Genomic DNA, 16274 nt, shown 5'->3' on the forward strand with positions numbered 1-16274 from the left:
AGTGTTTTCCGTTGTGGTGCAATTATATAGGCTGTTAGGCCGGCCATTAATAGATGATGATAGAATTATCTATAGTGGCGTTTGCACTGAAGAAATTAGGGAGTGTGTTGATAAGTGCAGGAAATTAGCTGAAAAATATGGAAGGCTGATAGATGCAGATGAGTCTGAAGGTAATATAGATATAGAATTCGATTTGCCGACCTCGGATTTTGGGAGGTTTCATTCAACTTTTAGAAGCTTTATTAAAGCTACTCCTACGTTGGGTAAAGGGAAACTGCCAGAAGACTTTTATATAGTTGATGAAAATTGGTCTACGACGGATGGCGTTGAACACCCCAAGCACAAAACTATTAAGCTTTGTTGTGATCTGATCGATGGGCTTTGTGGTTTAGTGGCTGTGGTGGATCGTAAGTCTTCCGACTCATATGAGAATATTTTTTTTGCTCTACCTGCTGACGATAATCGAAAGCCAAAAACCTTTGTTTTGAAAACAGAAGTCGATGAAACAATTTTAGATGTGAAGCTGCGGCATGTCAGTCTGGTAAAGGCGTTGGCATCTTCTCAAGATGAACACAAGATGCATCTGGAGGAACGTAAGCTGATCTTTAACTCCGCTATTGCTGATGTTATAGAGTCTGCGGGAGACGACCAAGCATTTCCTTTTGTTCTAATGCATTGGGAAGATGTGTTGCGTAAATACTGGCAAAATCTACAGGCTTATGTTCATGGTTTTTCTTTTGATAAAGTAAGAGCGGAGTTGGCAAAGGCAGAGTTGGAATATGGAGCCAAGTTGAGTGGTGTGTTGAGTGATATGGCTGGTAAGATGTTGGCCTTGCCGTTATCATTTGGGGCTCTCGTTCTTCTTAATAAGGCTGTGGATCCCATTGAGATTTTTTCGATTGCTGTGGGAGTTTTGATGGTTACATTGATTTTTTGCGGAGTTTTATGGAATCAGCATTTGAATGTTCAACGTTTGGATAATAGTTTAAATATTACGTTTGACTTGTTTGATAAGCGATTGAGTACATATCCTGGAAATTTGCAGCGATTGTTAAATAAAAGCAAAAAAGAAATTAAGTCGCAGAGGTGTTTTTTGAAGGTCACACTTCAAGCATTTTTTGTGTTGGCGGTTATTCCTACTCTAGTAATGATAGGCATGCTTTCCTATCGATGGATGCCAGACTTGATTTGTTTTTTGTTCGAGTAAGAAATTACTGTGTAAACTTTGCCCACTCTCTCTCCACTGCCCGTTTAGCGGTCTTGGCACTTGCATATAGCCATCGTAACCGCCTCGGCTTTGCCTGATCCCCCGCAGTTATAGTTTTTTCCTTCCCGCTTTTCTCATCCCGGTAGTAGGCGATGATCCCGGTGTAATCCCCTGCGTTTTCCTCTGCCAGATCCTCAACATTGTCCTCGGGCAACTTACTCTCAAGTTCCAGGCTCACGGTATAACCGCCGTCAGCAGTGAGGCTGTGTTGTACATCCCCGCCATACCAGATGATCTCGTCGATTTCCGCCTTCACGCCCTGGAGCGTATAGGTGAGCTCGGGTATCAGATCCGGCCGGCCCATGGCGAGTGTGTAACTCAGGGTGGCGCTGCCGCGTTGCAGGCGCCTGAATTCGGCCCGCGCAGCGCGCAGGGCTGACTGCTGGTCGCTGTAGGTGTGGCGCAGGTCTTTGAGGTTGTCGCCGCCGCCGGCAATGGCTTCCTGTTTCTTGGCACTGTTGACGTCGTAGTAATAGGCGCGTACGCCGTCGTAGCTATCGCGGTCGGCTTGCAGGTAGCGGTGCTGGTCGCCGTCGGTGCGGGTCAGGGTTATGTGGGGCAAATCCAGACCGCTGGCGGTCTTGCCGCCTCCGGCCGGCAGGCACAGCAGGCAGCCGGCTTTGACGCTGGCCACCGTGTCGAATTCTTCGCCCAGGCGGCTGATCAGGTTGGCGTCGGATTCGTTGGCCTGGTCCAGTTGCAGGATGGGCAACCCGTCCAGGGCACCGGCAATGGTAGCGGTGAGGTTGTTGCCCATGGCGATATCGCCCAGGACTTCGCCGAGGGTGGTGTTGCTCCAGCTGCGTTCGCGTTTGGTCTTCAGGCCCTTGCGTAGATCCGCCGAGCGGGCGCGAATGCTCAGCACGTCCGGCGCGCCGCTGTGCTCCGTTTCGTCGACGGTGTAGGTGCCTTTGTCCACGAGGCCTGTATCACTCCAACCCAGCCACAGCCGCAGCACTGCGCCCTTGGGCGGGATGGTCAGCAGGCCGTCGTGGTCGCTGAGGGTGATGGTGAGTTGATCGGCCTCGACGCCGCGGTTGTCGGTCAGTTCCAGGCTCATCAACCGCGGGCTGATCTTCCGGGCGATATCGAGGCCGTCCACGGACAGGCGGAATGCCGGTACCGGGTAGGCCGCGTCGCGGATGAAGCGCTGGGCAGTGTCCTTGAGGTAGCCGGTGACCTTGGACAGCGCGGCATCAATCACAGCAGCCCCCGCAGAATGTTGACGCCGATATTGGTGGCAGCGCCGAGCAGATCAATACGGTCATCGTCGGTGCGTTTGAGGTTCAGGGTGAACTCAATGCGCCGTGGAGTGCCATTGCTGAAGAATATGGTTTTGGTTTCGCTGAGGCTCTCGATCACCCACAGGCCGTAGATCCGGCCGCTGCCTTCAACCATGGGCCAGGCTTTGCCGGTGTTTGCCATCAGGCGCAGGGCGTCCAGGCTGAGGGCGCTGCCGGCCAGCTCCGGGAAAATAATGCCGGGGAGGGTGATGGAGTCGTCCCCACGGCCCACGAACTGCCGTGCAGGAGCCGCGCCGACGCGGTTGTTGCTGGCGTGGCGCCAATCAGTTTGGCGCTGCAGCTCCTGGTAAGCGGCCGTGGAGAGGCTGAACACGAACATGCCGAGGGCACACATCATGGTGATTATTCCCGGTCAGAAAGTTTGCTGCGCTGACGCGCCTTTTTTTCGTTTTCGATCTTGTTGAGCATGGCGCGCAGGCTCTTTTCCAGTCTCTGCAGGTCCATGCTCGGCGACGCTGGCAGGGTGATTTGATACACGTCGTGGCTGTCGTACGTGGTCGCTGCTGGTGAACTGCTGATGGGCGGGCGGTCATCTACGGCCAGCGCCGGCAGGGCGGTGGCGCTCAGGGCCAGCGTGCCGGCCGCTGTGAGTTGCTTGCCCATGCTACTCAGGGCGTCGAGGGGGCCTTTCTGGGCGCCCTCCAGGCCTTTGGTCAGGCCTGCCATGGTGAACCCACCCAACTCGGCGAACACCCGTGACGGGCTGTGAATGCCGAGCTTTTCCTTGAACCAACCGATGCTGGCGTCGCCGATTGAGCTGATGGCAGTTTTGACGCTGCCCAGTCCGGCCAGTAGCCCGTTGACCAGGCCATTGACGATCATGTTGCCGAACTCGGTAAAACGGCTGGGCAGATCCACGCCCAGGTAACTCAGCACCCCGGCGAAGGCCTGATAAATCAGGCCGATGGGGCTGAAGTTGGCCAAGGTGTTGATGATGCCGACGACCCCACCGCTGAAGCCGGCTTTGATCTCCGTCCAGGCGTTGGCGAAGTAGTTCTTCACTGCGTCCCAGTTGGTGTAGATCAGGTAGGCGCCTGCGGCCAGGGCGGCGACCACGGCGGCGATGACCAGGACAATCGGGTTGGCCGAAAGCCCCCACAGCGCGATGCCGACGGTGCGCAGGGCGGTCACAAGTGGGCCTATCAGAATGCCGCCCAGCGTGCGCAGGACTGTGCCAAAAACTTTGAAGATGCCGATGATGCCTGGCAGTTTGATACCGAACATTGCCAGGCCGAAACGCAGCATCAGGAACGGCCCGAGAATGCCCGCGAGAGTAAGGGCGAGACCGCCGAACACGGCGGACAATACAGCCACGCTGGCGACGATTTTGAGCAGGGATGCGGTGAGGACGGGGTTTGCCTTGACCCATCCGTTGACTTTGTCCAGCACGCCGCCGAGCGCGTCCATGACGTCGAGCATGGTGGCTCGCATGGTCTCACCTGCACCGCTTTTGGTGTTGAACAGCTTGTTCTGTAACACCTGCCAACGGCCTTCGATAGCATCAGCACGGATATCCATTTCTTTTTGCATGGAGCCATTGGCGGCTGTGTCATCGACCAGTTTGAGCTGGCGGCGCAGTTCATCCAGGTTGTTGACCAGCTTGGCGGCGTCCTTGCCGTACTCTTTACCGAAAATTCGCGTGGCTACTTCGGTCCGTTGCTTGGGGTCTATCGTTTTGATGCGTTCAAGTACCGCCATCATCGTGCCCATGGCATCGGTGGTCATGCCGCCCTGGACCTCATTCAGGTCCATGTTCACCATTTTCATGCCTTCACGGAATGTCTTGCTCTGCATGTTCGCGATAGCCAGCTCGCGCACCATCGCCCGGGAGGCGCTGGCGGCGACTTCGGGTGCCGCGCCCAACGACAGGAATGTACTGCCCAGAGCCGCAGCCTTGCGGTAGTCGAGCTTGTCGGCCACGTCACTCATGCGAGTCAACGTCTCAATGATGTCGCCACCCTTGGAGCGGGTGTTGTCGTCCAGGTAGTTGAGCGCGTCACCCAGCTCGGCGATGTTCTTGATCGGCACTTTGTACAAGCCGGCGATCCGGCCCATGTCTTCGCCGACCTGCTCAGCGGGAAGGTCAAAGGCAACGGCGGCAGTGGCCGAGACCTTTGCCATGGTCAGCAAGTTTTCTTTGCCCTGGATACCGGCGCGCGCCTGGGCCTCGACTAAGGCCGCAAATTCGGTCGTGGCGATGGGCATTTCGTTGCTGGCCGCTTTGATAGCGTCTGCAAACTCGTAGTAGGTGCTGGTGAGTTTGCCGTTGTCGTCGCGCGCGCCATCGACCTGTTTGGCAACGCCCATCATGGCGCTTTCAAAGTCGACGTATTCCTTGACCACGCCGATGACAGGGCGGCTGGCCGCGTAGGCCATACCCAGGCTGGCACCACCTGCGACAGCCGCGCTGCCGGCGAACTGCTGCCCCTTGTCATACGCACTACGGGCCGTCGCTGCGCGCTTGTGCTGGGCGGTCAGCTCGGCCATTCGCTTACCCTGCGCGCTGATGCTGGCGTTGGTGGCGCTGATTTGCTCGCGCAGCTGGCGTTCGTGTGTGCCCAGGTTCTTGGTGCTGATACCCGCGTCATACAGTCGTGAGCGCAGCCCCTGGAGCTGCTCGCTCTGCTGTTGGTGCTGCTGTTTCAGCCGATGGGCCTCGCGCACGGCCGTTCGAAAATCCTTCGCCATTGCCCTGGTCGGCACGCCGGTCGCGGCAAACTGCTGGCTGAGGGTTTTGACTTTGGCCTGCGCAGCATTCAACGCCTCGTTGGTCTGCTCGACAGCTGCACGCTGCGACCGCCAGGCGGTGACGTCTTTCTGCTGGGCGTTGAGTTCCTTCAGGCGGTCGCGGGCAGCCTTGAGCGCGCGGGCGGTCTCCAGGCTGCCGTTGTTGATTTGCTTCAGCGGGCGGGTGGCTTTGTCGATGGCACTGAGCAGCACCTGAAGTTTCAGATCATTTGCCATCGGTGGAACTCCGCACCCTGGCACGCTCGCGCCAGTCCATCAGGTCTTGCAGGCCCAACTGATCCATATCAGCCGGTGCCCAGTGAAAAACCACGGCCAGATCGGCCATGGCGTCCTCTACGCAACGAGGGATGCATCCGTCTTCGCCGACTTCTGCAACAAAAAACCGCTGATCTTGCTGCTGAGGGCGAGTAGATCGGCCGGGTCCATGCCAGAGACCTCAATCGCGGTGAGGGTTGGGCTGCTGATGCGCGGCACGACTTTGATCAGGGTCGCGACGTCCATTTGCAGTAGGTCTACCAGGCTCACACCGCGCAGCTCGCCTGAGCTGGGTTTGCGCAGGGTGATGCGGTCGATGGTGGTGACGCCACGACGGATCGGGGAGTCGAGGACGACGGTGTTTTCGTCGGCCAGTGGCTGGACGTCGGGTTGTTCGGTGGCTGCTGGTTTCATTGGAAAAGCTCCTGGTGATGAACGTGTGGGGTTATCGATCGAGGGCCGGGATCAGAGCCCGATGGCCTTGCGCTGTTTCTCCAGCATGTCCTTGCCACCGACCTTCTCAATGAAGTTGAGCAGGTCGATTTCGATGATTTCTTCGTTATCGACCGTCAGCTTGTAGTAGGTGCAGGTGGTGGTGATGGAATGCTCGGTGTCTTCGCCTGGCTGGGCGTCGCCCATTTCGATGGTTTCGTGACGGCCGCGCACCACGATTTCCACGGCGCTGACTTCGCCTGTGTCGTCCTGCTCATAGGCGCCGGAAAAGCGCAGTGCCACACCCGAGGCGTTGACTGCGCCGAACTGTTTGAGGCTGATCAGATCGAGGCCACCGGTTTTCCATTCCAACTGGATGCCGTCATCGGAAAAGCCCAGGTCTGCCTTGACCGGGCCATTCATACCGCCGCCGCGATACGCTTCCATCTTGCGGCCGAGGGCGGGCAGGGTGACGGACTTAACCAAGCCACGGTAGATGTTGGCGTCGTTGAACAACATGAGGTTTTTGAGCTTGTGGGGCAGAGCCATGGCGGTGTTCTCCGGGGGTATGGCACAGGGTTAACTCCCCTCGCGGGGAGGCCCGGTTTAGCTGTTGATCTGGCTGGCGAACTGCATCAGGTAGCGGTCGGTGATGCGCTGGCGAAGCGTGAGGTCTTCCAGGGGCGGCACTGGGGTGTAGTCGTAGTCCAGGGTCAGCTTGCCGGCCTTGAGGGTGTCCTTGTCGTTAATGTCTTCGGGGTACCAGCAACTGCCGCCGATTAGGTAGCCCTGGGCAATCCATTCGCGGAACTTGGCGTTAACGCCCTCGATGATGTCCCGCACCAGTGAGGCGTGCATGGGTTTGTCGACCGCCCACATGTGCGCCTCGGCCATGGTGTCGGCAAGGATCTGCGCGGTACGGGTGTAGTTTTCGAAGGCGAACAGCGGATCGTCGCTGCACGTACGGCTGCCCCAGAAGCGGAAGCCGCCCTCGTTGATCAGCGTGGTGACTTCGTTGCTGTTGAGGTAGTTGGCATCGGTGGCCGGGTTTTGCAGATCCCAGAACACGTCGGCGCTGATGCCGGTCACGCCATTGACGGCGACGTTGGAGATAGTTTTGTGCCAGCCGATTTCCTGATCGATCTTGGCCCGCAGGCCCAGGGCGCGCGCCACTGCCGAGGCGGTAACGGTTGCATTGGTGACGGTGCTCCAGTTCTGGAGCTCCGGCCAGATCACCATCACTTCACGGGCGCCGAAGCTTTCGCGGTAGGCGACCACTTCTTCCTTGGTTTTGCAGTCCCAAGCACTGACGTAAGCGAAGGCGCGCAGGTCCTTGGCAATCGATACCAGGGCGGTGGCTACCGGCTGGCTGTCGAGGCCTGGCACGCCGAGAATGCGCGGCGTCATGCCCACACGGGCTTTGGCAGCGAGCAAGGCTTTCATGCCTGTCTACTTGCCATCGGCGGTGGTGGTACCGATCAGGGCGCTGGTGGTGGCGGCTTCGTCGGCACCTTCCTTGACCCGCACCACGATGGTGTAGGGCTTGGTCTGGTCGGCGATGGCTTGCAGGCTGGATGCCAGGGTGCCTTTGACGCCGGCTTTGGCAATGGCGCTTTGCACATTGGTCAGCAGTACCGGGGTATCCAGCGGAAACATCAGGGGATCTGCATCTTCAGCCGTGCAAACCAGGCCGATGACTGCGGTGGAGATGGTGCGAATGGGGCGGGTGCCGTCGTTGAGTTCGATGACCCGCACGCCGTGGAGATAGTCTGAACCGGCCATGGGTGGTTGCCTGCGCTGTGATGGAATGACAGTACACAGGCTGCCGCGCGCGCGCCGATTGGGCGAGCGCGCGGGCTTGTAGTCGCAACGCTTACAAGTTCTTGGCAGAGACCCAATCTGGTATTACTGGCCGGAATTGTCTGTCTGGAAAATGTTCCGCGACGGGCCAGGCTCGCAGGTCCAAGCGATAACGCTGCAACTGCTGATACTGTTCAGTTGTAAGCGTTGTAGCCTGTTGAAGCTCTAACTCGTCACGATGGCGCACAACCAAACCGTCAGTGTTTGCCAGCGCTGAGTCGCGCCAAATACGCTCGCGCCGTTCAAGCTCTGCGTCACTGGGCGGAGGTGGAGCAACAGCAACAGGCTCTCCCTTTGAATTGGCTTGAATGACTTTACCTTGGGACTGTGCGACTAGGAGCGCCAGGTACTTGTCCTGGGGCAGGTCCCGCAGTTCGGCCTTCGGAGGCAGCGAGCATTTGGGGTTCGGCACTTCAATTAGGGGCGGAACCGCGTCAGGGTCGGGGGCGCTAATCAGCGGGGGCTCTGCGTCTTTATCATCGTCACCAGGAACCCAATCGGGATCAGTAATCTGGATTTCTGGCTGCTTCCACTTGGGATCAACTACCAAGATAGTCCGGGGGCCGTGAACCTCATCGGTATAGAACCCGACACTTTTTGAGTGAAAATACGCGCTCATCTTAATAACCCTCCGCTTCTACGATAAGTGTCAGCCCGTACTGCGGATTTAACCCCCATTCATCTACGCGCAAATTGCACCCTGTGCGGGTCAGGTCGGCATACGCACATGAGACGGTTGCCGGCGAACCATTGGTATGGAGAAACGAAAGCTTCACTGAATCAGCTTGCTCTGCAAAGGCAACAGGCCATGTAACCGCACCCGCCCATGCCGTTGAGACATCACCGATATAGATGGAGACCCGCTGACGTAGCAGGCCGGTATCGGCGCATTTCCACCAGCCTGGAATACCCTTCTGGCAGGTGTTTTTCGGCAGGGTGGTTTGGGTGATGAAGTAAACCGGCTGTTCATCAAAAGCCCTCCGGAAGTACGGAAGGTTGATGTCGCCGCCCCATAATCCAGCCACGCTAATCGCATCGCGGGTCAGCTTTTGATTGAACTTTACATCTGACTGAGATACGGAGTAGACGTCGTAGATCCCATGCCCAACAGCTGTAGGCGGAAGCCCATCCAGATCGGAAAATGCGTGACGATGCACCCGGCGAGCAAGCTGCAAAATAGCGCCGGTCGAAGTCTGCATGAAGTAAGGAAGGTCCGGGTTATCCGAAATCAACCCTGCGTGAGATATCCAATCGCTGACAACTCGCTGCGATAAACGAACATCTGTTTGCCCAATGGTGTAGGTATTGGACTTGTCTGCCTTCGTGTCAGGATTGAAGTTCGACGTCAGCCATAACGCACCGAGGTCAGTAACATCAACAGCGGCTTTTAACCCCTCCGCAGCCCAGGAAAGAGCAATGCGGTTTTCCGAACCGGCTGCAACAAAACCGGCTCGTGTTTCGGTCTTTGTAAAAACATCGCGGAGGTTATAGCCATCTCGTGTTGTTGGCTTGTCACTCAAGCTATCGAAGGTGTGACCATGAGATGACAATGACAGGTTGATGATATGACCCACAGAGCCATCAGGTTTCTTGAACCTGAAATATGGCGCGCCTGGGTCTCCATTCACCACACCTGCCGCCAGTATGCTGTCTGCGGCAACCCGCTGATCGAGCAGGCTATCGGTCTGGTCTTTGGTGTAAGCGTTTTTAATGCCGAATCCGTCAAGCGTGGTTGGATTGCTGCCCGACACCACAATGCCCCGCGCATTGATCGTAACTCGGTGATAAGTACCGGGCGTTTTATCCGCCGGCAGCACGTCACCAATCGAACGATCCACATAATCCCGACTTGCCAGGACTACTGACGGATCAATCTTCAGCACGATGTTGGCCAGGCTGGAAACGATCAGATTCATTCGAATAATCTGCGTTCGACCGGACCCTTGAGTCAGCAGCGGCTTGAAAGTTGGCGCGCAGTTAGCGACGGCCACCAGATCGCCGTCCGTGTCGTACAGGCCAATTTCCCGAATCCAAAAACCGCCGACATTTTCCGGGATGACCTGCTCGGCAATGATGATGCCGGCGTTTTTCGGGTCTGGCTTGAGCTGGTTGAGCGGTGCACGGCGCCACTCGTTGATCAGCTTGGTTTGAAGGCGGTCGGGGAACGGGTCGGTGCCGTTGGCATCACCCACACCCATCTGCGCGAACGTCCAGGGGACGCCCAGGGCATCCGCGTTTGCCTGCTTGGCCTCGCCGATGGCCGTAAGAATGGCTTGAAACTGGCTGTTCTGGTCGATCATGGGAGGATGTCCATCGTATCAATGTGATGTTCGCGACCGCCCAGGCGCAGATAGCCGCTGACTTCGATGTCGCGTTGGGTCGGTGGGTAAACGCTGAGTTCATCGCCTTCGTTGACGCAGGCGCCGATATAGAAACTGCCGGTGGTTTCCAGGCTGATGGCCAGGCCGGTGAGGTGGCGGCTACGGGGTTTGGCGTCATCGATCAGGAAGGTCAGTTCCTGATACATCTCTTCGGTGATACCGGTTTCCAGCACGCCGACCTTGAGTTTGAAGGTGCCCGGTATGCCAACCGGCACGTCCTGCCACCACTCAATAATCTCGATCAGATAGCCCAGGGGCTCGACCACTCGGCGCAACGCACCAATGGTGCCCTTGTGCGAATGCAGGTAGTACGCGGCCCGGATCGCCGCGCGCTTGGTGGACTCCGACCAGTTGCTGTCCCAGCGGTCGACCGAAAACGACCAAGCCAGGTATGGCAATACCGCGAGGGGGCACAGGTCAGGGTTCCACAGCAGACGGATCGGAATAGGCACCCGCTGGATCTGCGCCAGTGCCACGGCCGCGTCACGCTCCAACTGCATCGAGTTGCTGGGTAGCAGGTGCTGGGCGCCCATTACTCCACCCCAACCGACAATTGAATATCGGTGCAGAACGGCGCCTGGTAAGGCGTGGCGATGATGTCGGTCCAGCCTTCAAGCACGACCTTGCGCACGCCCTCGACGTGCAGCGCGGCGTGGATCGCTGATTCTGAGACTTCCATGCCCAGGCGCCGACGCTGGTGGACGTAGTTCTTTAAGCGTTGCTCGGCAGCGGTCCGCGCTGGCTCAGTTTCCGGGCCGCTGGTTTTCAAATAGATTTTGGCTTTGATCGGATAACGCAGGATCTGTGCGGCCTGGACGGTCAGGCGGTCGGCGACAGGCCGGCGATCATCATCGCTGAGGTAGGCGTCCACCACGGCCAGCAACCCAGGCTCCGCGCTACCATCGGCCAGCATGCCCTGGACCGTCACCACGACCACGGCCGGGGAAGGGCTTTCCGCTGTGGCATCGGCAACCCGGCCGTCAGCTGCGCGGGCGTGGAAGATGTAGCTGTTGCGCGGGCCTGCGGTGCTGAGGCCTTCCCAGGCCATCTGCGTGCGTTCGCGCAGGCTGTCGTCATCTTCCATGACCCGCGCCACGGGCGGGGATGCTGATGCATTGCCTTCCTGAATAACCAGGCGCTTGACGTTGAAGTTGGAGGCCAAGTTTTCCAGGTCGGAGCCCTTGGCAAAGGCCAGCATATTGGCGGTTGATGCTTCGTTGACCCGTTGGCGCCAGATCGTCTCGCGGTAAGCGTTCTCTTGCAGCAGCTTGGTCAGCGGCTCCGACTCCAGCTCAAGGCGTGCGGCGATTTTTGGCTGTTCCTCGAGCGGCCACAGGCTGATGGCGTAGGCCTTGCGCTCGGCAAGGATCTGCTCGTAGTCGATCTGCTCGACGATCTGCGGCGCGGGCAACAGGCTCAGGTCGATGGCGGCGAACGTGTTCATACACTGGCCCCCAGTTGCAGCGGCAGGCTCATGCTCAACGGCTCATTGGTGTCCACCAGGGTGCAGTCCAGGTCCAGCACCGATTGGCCTTGCAGATTGGCGCCGAGGAACTGCACCCGGTTCAGGCTGATACGCGGTTCCCAGCGCATCAATGCCATGACTGCTGCCGCGTACACGCGCAGGCGGGTGGCATCGTTGAAGGGATGGTCCACCAGCTCGGGCAGCAGGCTGCCGTATTCGCGGCGCATGACGCGGGTGCCGATGCGGGTGGTGAGGATGTCGGTAATCGCCTGGCTGATGAGGTCCAGATCGCCGATGGCGCCGCCGGTTTCTCGGTTCATTCTGGTTTTCCCGTCTTGCCGCTGCCTGGCGTGACGCCGCCGTGCGGGTGGTTCACCAGGCTGATGCCGGCCGCCACCACGTCTTCGGAGACGGTTACGAGGCCGACCACGTTTTGGTTGCCGGTTTGGTTGTAGTCGCCCTGGTGATTGATGGGGCCGATGATGTTGATGCCGCCCTTGCTGACCAAGTTAGTGGTGCCGCTATCGGGCAGGGTGGCGTTGAGGTGGTGGGCGACGCTGTCGTACTCGATCACTGCGCCATCGGCGTAGGTGCGACGGTGCAGGCCGGCGCGGTTGCCGTTGGCGGGGATGTGATCGCTGGGTAGGCCGGTGATGACGACGCCATTGGCGAGTTGGCCGGACGGGCTGATCAGGATGACCTGTTCGTCGACGGTGGGCGGGTCCCACTCCCGGTCGGCCCCCGCACGCAGGGCCAGCCAGGGCAGCCAGGCGGTGGTCAATTCGCCGGTCTTTACTTTCACGCGCGGGGGCACCATCTGGACTTCGGCGATGACGCCGAGGCGGATGAGGTTTTCGAGCATACGGGAGAGGGCGGCGAAATTGTTCATGGCGCCGATGGTGATTGCTCGCGCGAACATGTGCAGCTGTTTGTGTTTGTAGGAGCGAACGTTACAAACAGAGAGTGCAGTTGTTAAAATTATGGAAAATCAGGAGAGCGGCTATGGTAAAAACGGATGTTTCTCAACGGCTTTATCGAATATTGGATTTCACGCGAGTGGTTCAGATTTTTGAAAAGGGAGAGTTGTATTTTGCTAATCCGGGGGTTTGGGACGACCCTTACGAAAAACGAATTAAGCATTCAAAAAACCACGCTGTTTTTGCCCAGTGCTGGAGCAGTGCCCCAATTTCTGATGCGATGTGGAGGATTTATTCGCAAAATGGAATGGGTGTTCGAATTTCAACCACTAGATCGAAGTTGGAATCAGTATTAAATACTTCGGCAAAGTTGAAAAAATATAGTTCCCGAGTAGCGAAGGTTCGATATCACTCGACAGCTATGTTGGCTGGCAAGATAAAAGATATTGCGGCGGATCTTAATGAAGAATTTAAAATCTCTCGCGCAGTAGATGCACTATATATTAAGCGTCTGGCGTTTAATCACGAGAAAGAGTGGCGAGCAATTCTTTTTTCAAAGGATGCGCAGCCTTCGCAAGAACACGCGGGCTTTACTGTCCCTGTTGATCCTCATGATTTTGTTAATAATATTTTGCTGGACCCTAGGGCGCCCGAAGAACTTGTCAATGCTTTTAAATTCTACTTCAAAGGCAAGCTTTTATTTAAGAGGCCTGTTAGACGTTCGGTTTTGTATAAGTCACCAGGACAGATTGAAATTGATGAGGTATCTCTCGATCAGCTCTGAGTGAGGTGAAACAACAACCCGTCGCGGATTAGTTCAAGATCCGCTTCGGTGAACCCCAACACTTCACGTTGTTCGTACTGCACATCGGGAGCGCCACGCTCTGCGCGGTCCTTCAAACCGTACTGGTGAATCCTGGCAATGCGGGCGATTCGCCCGGTAAAACCCACGGTAATGGCGTTGCTGTCACCTCGGGCCTTGAGGTAGGTGGCGTTCTTCAACTTCTTGAACATTTCCAGCTTGCGTCGAATGCGGCCCTGTTTACCGCGTAGATTCCGATGTTTACGTGGGGCGAACTTGGTGCCATCCGGGTTTTGCTGGGCAATAACACGCTTTTGTTGGCTGCGACGCAGCTCCTGGCCAATGCTGCGGGCCAGTTGATTGCGTGCCCCAGGCGCCAGCCGTTCCAGCAGCGTGGCTGCCCAGGTCTCCAGCGCTTCCAGATCATTTGCCATCGGGAACAATCCATTCACTGGTGTTGCCCTGGGCGCCCGGTTTCCAGTTCGGATCGAGGTAGCCCGCTACACGCTGTGGTTCGTTTGGATGTTTGACGGTGGTGTTGCCCTGGTCAAATTTGCCGACGATCACTTTCTCTGTCAGCGGCAGGTTGATGCTGAGGTCTACCGCGCCCTTGTCAAGGATATCGGCCTCAAACGCAATGCCATCTTTGACCTTGCTGAGGTTATCCAACAGTTCGTTTTGGTTGACGCTGAGCCAGCCCAGCAGCGGGAGCATTACGCTATCAGGGTGCCCCGAGAACTCGGTGAGGATGATCTGCAGGTCAAAGCTGTACTCGAAAGAGAGACTTTCCGCTGATGTGCAGCGGATTTTTCCATTGTCGATAAAGATCAGCAGTCGGTCGGGGTTGTGCTTGAATTCGGCGACGGTGGCCAGGAGGTGTGCGCGTAGGCTTTCGGGCTTGTTCATGGCGCTGCCTGCTGATGTTGATAAACCATGTCGACCTGTGCGGCACAATCCGCCCAAGCGGCTTCAACGCGGTCCTGGTCTGTAAGCTGGTCGCCGTTATTGCGTGGGCTGGTCGCCGGCAGTTGGCACAGCACCACGGCCGGACAGCCAGTCACGGTAAGCTGCGGCGCCGGTAAGGGCGGGGCGCTCCCGCAACCTGCGAGCAGCATCAGGCAAAGGCTGAGTAGCCCAGGTGCGTAGTTCGGCGTTTTCACGTTTCAGCTCCTCTATGGTTCGCTCGCGCTTTGCCAGGCCCTGGCGCAACTGATCCTGTTGGGTGCGCAAGGCACTTTGGGCGTCACGTTCATGTTTCAGGGTGTTCGTGAGTGTGTTGGCTGTGGTGAGGTTTCGGTCTGCGTCTGCGCGGGCAGCCTTGGCCGCCGCATTTGCCAGCTCTGTCTTGCCCTCGGCGACGTTGATGCGCTGTTGCTGGCCCCAGATCAGCAGCGCCAGGGCACCGAGCAGGGCAATGCCGTACAGGGCCTGACGCAGGGTGCTCATGCGCGGTACCAGCCGAGCTTATTCATGGCTTCGGTATCGAGTTGTTTAATAGGGCCGCGAACGATCACGGCCCTGGCACCGCTCATCAACTGAACGGCCTCGGCCAGCACCTGCATATCGTCCTGTTCGGTGGATTCCGGCACCACCAGCAGATCGCCGTCCTGCACTCGCAGTTTTTGCACCGCTTCGAAGTCGATCATGCCGCTACCCCTTGCCCGCAACCGCAGTCGGCGTGCCGTTCGTATGCACGCTGGAGCTTCACGTCGTAGAGGTTTCGTTGATAGTCCGGGCCGTTGTAGAGCTTGGCGAATTCGGCCCATTTGCGGGCTTTCAGCGCCTTGTGCAACACCGGGTCGGTTTCAATGAAGCGGGTGAAGGCGTCGAACTGTTGCGATTCGCCGGCACTCATGGCCGCCACGAAGTCCTGCACGCTGGTGCAGCCCAGGCGCTGCCAGTGGAAGCCCATGATCTGGAAAGCCCCCCAGGACGCAGATTCAAGGGCGGCGGTGTCGTCGATCAGGCGAGCCATTGCCAGGCGCTGGTGTTCGGCGGTACCGCCGGAGTATCCGCCCGACTTTGGGTTGACCAATGCGGGATTGACGGCGGCGAGTTGGTCGGCGTGGCGTTTGAGTTCGGCCGGGTCATCGCCTTCGTGCCGCACCTTGGCGAGCTGGCGGTGCATGATGTGCCGTTCGAACAGGATCACTGGCTTGCCGTTGTCGAGGAAGCCCTTGCCCTTGGATTCCACCTCGTTGATGGCATAGATGCTTGCCAGCGGCACGCCGAGGCGTTCGGCGGCCGCGACCAGGTCGCCGTTGCGCAGCAACTGGGCGCAGTCACCACCGGCCAGGCTGGCCTGGGTCTTACTGCCGGCCACGCCATCAGCGACCAAGCCGACCTTGAGCTGATAGGCCCGGACAGCAGCTTCGGTGTCGTCGCCGTAGCTGCCGTCCACGTCCAGCTTGGCGCCGTGGTTGTTGAGGTTCTTTTGCAGTGTGCGGACGGCCTGTGAGCGGTCGCCGTGGCGTAGGGTGGTCATAGTTGTTCTACCTTGCGGGTGAAAAACTTCTTGGCGACCGCGCGCGTGCCCTCCACGCCGAGCAAACCAATCACACCGCCGAAAAACGGCGCGGTGGTGGTTGGAATGCCGAGCAAGGCCAAGCCATGGCTGGCAGCCAGGGCCAAGGTGCCGCACAGCGGCGCCTCGATCAGCATGCGGCGCACCGTGCCGCCGCCGTACATGATCCGTAGGGCTGCGATGATCACAGCGAGGACTCCGGCGTAAAGAGTCGGCCAGTTCTGTTCGAGCCAGGCGGCGAGCCAGGCCCAGGTGTCGGGACGTTCAGGCATGCGCTTCATTCCGTTGTCCAGGGTTGGGGGGGTCAAGGTCCGGGTGC

Annotated in this window: 20 protein-coding genes and 2 pseudogenes; 2 read left to right on the plus strand and 20 right to left on the minus strand. The window is 58.2% G+C overall.

The genetic code is table 11. The features are described 5' to 3' along the window. The first annotated feature begins 1 nt into the window (after window position 1). Window positions 2-1207 carry a hypothetical protein gene (locus HBO12_RS23660; protein ID WP_170043359.1) on the plus strand — a complete coding sequence of 402 codons (1206 nt, stop codon included), beginning with the start codon at window positions 2-4 and terminating at the stop codon, window positions 1205-1207. A gap of 4 nt (window positions 1208-1211) precedes the next feature. On the opposite strand, the gene HBO12_RS23665 is transcribed toward HBO12_RS23660, so the two are convergent. From HBO12_RS23665 to HBO12_RS23725, 13 genes and pseudogenes are all read right to left on the minus strand, one after another. Then, a complete protein-coding gene (locus HBO12_RS23665; protein ID WP_170043360.1) occupies window positions 1212-2471 on the minus strand; it encodes a contractile injection system protein, VgrG/Pvc8 family in 1260 nt (419 codons plus the stop codon). Then, window positions 2468-2908: a phage tail protein gene (locus HBO12_RS23670; protein ID WP_169960485.1), complete on the minus strand. Its 441-nt coding sequence runs from the start codon at window positions 2906-2908 to the stop codon at window positions 2468-2470. Before HBO12_RS23670 ends, HBO12_RS23665 begins: the two co-directional genes overlap by 4 nt. 5 nt (window positions 2909-2913) lie before the next feature. Continuing rightward, on the minus strand, window positions 2914-5535 hold the full coding sequence (locus HBO12_RS23675; RefSeq protein WP_170043361.1) for a phage tail tape measure protein: 2622 nt from the start codon (window positions 5533-5535) through the stop codon (window positions 2914-2916). After that, on the minus strand, window positions 5525-5644 hold the full coding sequence (locus tag HBO12_RS23680; protein WP_029293885.1) for a GpE family phage tail protein: 120 nt from the start codon (window positions 5642-5644) through the stop codon (window positions 5525-5527). Before HBO12_RS23680 ends, HBO12_RS23675 begins: the two co-directional genes overlap by 11 nt. Before the next feature lie 8 nt (window positions 5645-5652). Continuing rightward, entirely contained in the window at window positions 5653-5988 is a 336-nt protein-coding gene (locus HBO12_RS23685; protein ID WP_170043362.1) for a phage tail assembly protein, read from the minus strand. A gap of 51 nt (window positions 5989-6039) precedes the next feature. Next, entirely contained in the window at window positions 6040-6555 is a 516-nt protein-coding gene (locus tag HBO12_RS23690; protein WP_029293889.1) for a phage major tail tube protein, read from the minus strand. Window positions 6556-6612: 57 nt separating this feature from the next. Beyond that, window positions 6613-7788 (minus strand): annotated as a pseudogene (locus tag HBO12_RS23695) (phage tail sheath protein). A gap of 91 nt (window positions 7789-7879) precedes the next feature. Continuing rightward, window positions 7880-8485, minus strand: a complete 606-nt coding sequence (locus tag HBO12_RS28470; RefSeq protein WP_262377062.1) for a phage tail protein — start codon at window positions 8483-8485, stop codon at window positions 7880-7882. 1 nt (window position 8486) lies between these two features. Continuing rightward, window positions 8487-10166 (minus strand): phage tail protein, encoded by a 1680-nt coding sequence (locus HBO12_RS23705; protein ID WP_170043363.1) that lies wholly within the window; start codon window positions 10164-10166, stop codon window positions 8487-8489. Beyond that, on the minus strand, window positions 10163-10780 hold the full coding sequence (locus HBO12_RS23710; RefSeq protein ID WP_170043364.1) for a phage tail protein I: 618 nt from the start codon (window positions 10778-10780) through the stop codon (window positions 10163-10165). Before HBO12_RS23710 ends, HBO12_RS23705 begins: the two co-directional genes overlap by 4 nt. Continuing rightward, the gene (locus HBO12_RS23715) at window positions 10780-11691 is read right to left on the minus strand and encodes a baseplate J/gp47 family protein (RefSeq protein WP_170043365.1); all 912 of its coding nucleotides are present in this window, start codon (window positions 11689-11691) and stop codon (window positions 10780-10782) included. Before HBO12_RS23715 ends, HBO12_RS23710 begins: the two co-directional genes overlap by 1 nt. Next, the gene (locus HBO12_RS23720) at window positions 11688-12032 is read right to left on the minus strand and encodes a GPW/gp25 family protein (protein WP_170043366.1); all 345 of its coding nucleotides are present in this window, start codon (window positions 12030-12032) and stop codon (window positions 11688-11690) included. Before HBO12_RS23720 ends, HBO12_RS23715 begins: the two co-directional genes overlap by 4 nt. After that, complete coding sequence (locus tag HBO12_RS23725; protein ID WP_170043392.1) at window positions 12029-12601, minus strand: phage baseplate assembly protein V; 573 nt, start codon at window positions 12599-12601, stop codon at window positions 12029-12031. The genes HBO12_RS23720 and HBO12_RS23725 overlap by 4 nt, the downstream gene beginning before the upstream one ends. Before the next feature lie 113 nt (window positions 12602-12714). Between HBO12_RS23725 and HBO12_RS23730 the strand changes: the two genes are divergently transcribed. After that, on the plus strand, window positions 12715-13413 hold the full coding sequence (locus HBO12_RS23730) for a DUF2971 domain-containing protein (RefSeq protein WP_170043367.1): 699 nt from the start codon (window positions 12715-12717) through the stop codon (window positions 13411-13413). Here the strand turns inward: HBO12_RS23730 and HBO12_RS23735 are convergent. From HBO12_RS23735 to HBO12_RS23760, 7 genes and pseudogenes are all read right to left on the minus strand, one after another. After that, window positions 13404-13865 carry a phage virion morphogenesis protein gene (locus HBO12_RS23735; protein WP_170043368.1) on the minus strand — a complete coding sequence of 154 codons (462 nt, stop codon included), beginning with the start codon at window positions 13863-13865 and terminating at the stop codon, window positions 13404-13406. The genes HBO12_RS23730 and HBO12_RS23735 overlap by 10 nt on opposite strands. Then, window positions 13855-14337 carry a phage tail protein gene (locus HBO12_RS23740; RefSeq protein WP_170043369.1) on the minus strand — a complete coding sequence of 161 codons (483 nt, stop codon included), beginning with the start codon at window positions 14335-14337 and terminating at the stop codon, window positions 13855-13857. Before HBO12_RS23740 ends, HBO12_RS23735 begins: the two co-directional genes overlap by 11 nt. Further along, window positions 14334-14519, minus strand: a pseudogene (gene lysC, locus HBO12_RS28240) (Rz1-like lysis system protein LysC); the annotation flags it as partial. The pseudogene lysC and the gene HBO12_RS23740, both read right to left, overlap by 4 nt. After that, window positions 14434-14877 (minus strand): Rz-like lysis system protein LysB, encoded by a 444-nt coding sequence (gene lysB / locus HBO12_RS28475; RefSeq protein ID WP_170043370.1) that lies wholly within the window; start codon window positions 14875-14877, stop codon window positions 14434-14436. The gene lysB and the pseudogene lysC, both read right to left, overlap by 86 nt. After that, complete coding sequence (locus HBO12_RS23750; protein ID WP_170043371.1) at window positions 14874-15077, minus strand: hypothetical protein; 204 nt, start codon at window positions 15075-15077, stop codon at window positions 14874-14876. Before HBO12_RS23750 ends, lysB begins: the two co-directional genes overlap by 4 nt. Then, window positions 15074-15916 carry an N-acetylmuramidase domain-containing protein gene (locus tag HBO12_RS23755; RefSeq protein WP_170043372.1) on the minus strand — a complete coding sequence of 281 codons (843 nt, stop codon included), beginning with the start codon at window positions 15914-15916 and terminating at the stop codon, window positions 15074-15076. The genes HBO12_RS23750 and HBO12_RS23755 overlap by 4 nt, the downstream gene beginning before the upstream one ends. Continuing rightward, window positions 15913-16236 (minus strand): phage holin, lambda family, encoded by a 324-nt coding sequence (locus HBO12_RS23760; RefSeq protein WP_170043373.1) that lies wholly within the window; start codon window positions 16234-16236, stop codon window positions 15913-15915. Before HBO12_RS23760 ends, HBO12_RS23755 begins: the two co-directional genes overlap by 4 nt. Window positions 16237-16274: the final 38 nt, after the last annotated feature.

The sequence above is a fragment of the Pseudomonas sp. WS 5059 genome (genome assembly GCF_012985525.1).
GTDB lineage: Bacteria > Pseudomonadota > Gammaproteobacteria > Pseudomonadales > Pseudomonadaceae > Aquipseudomonas.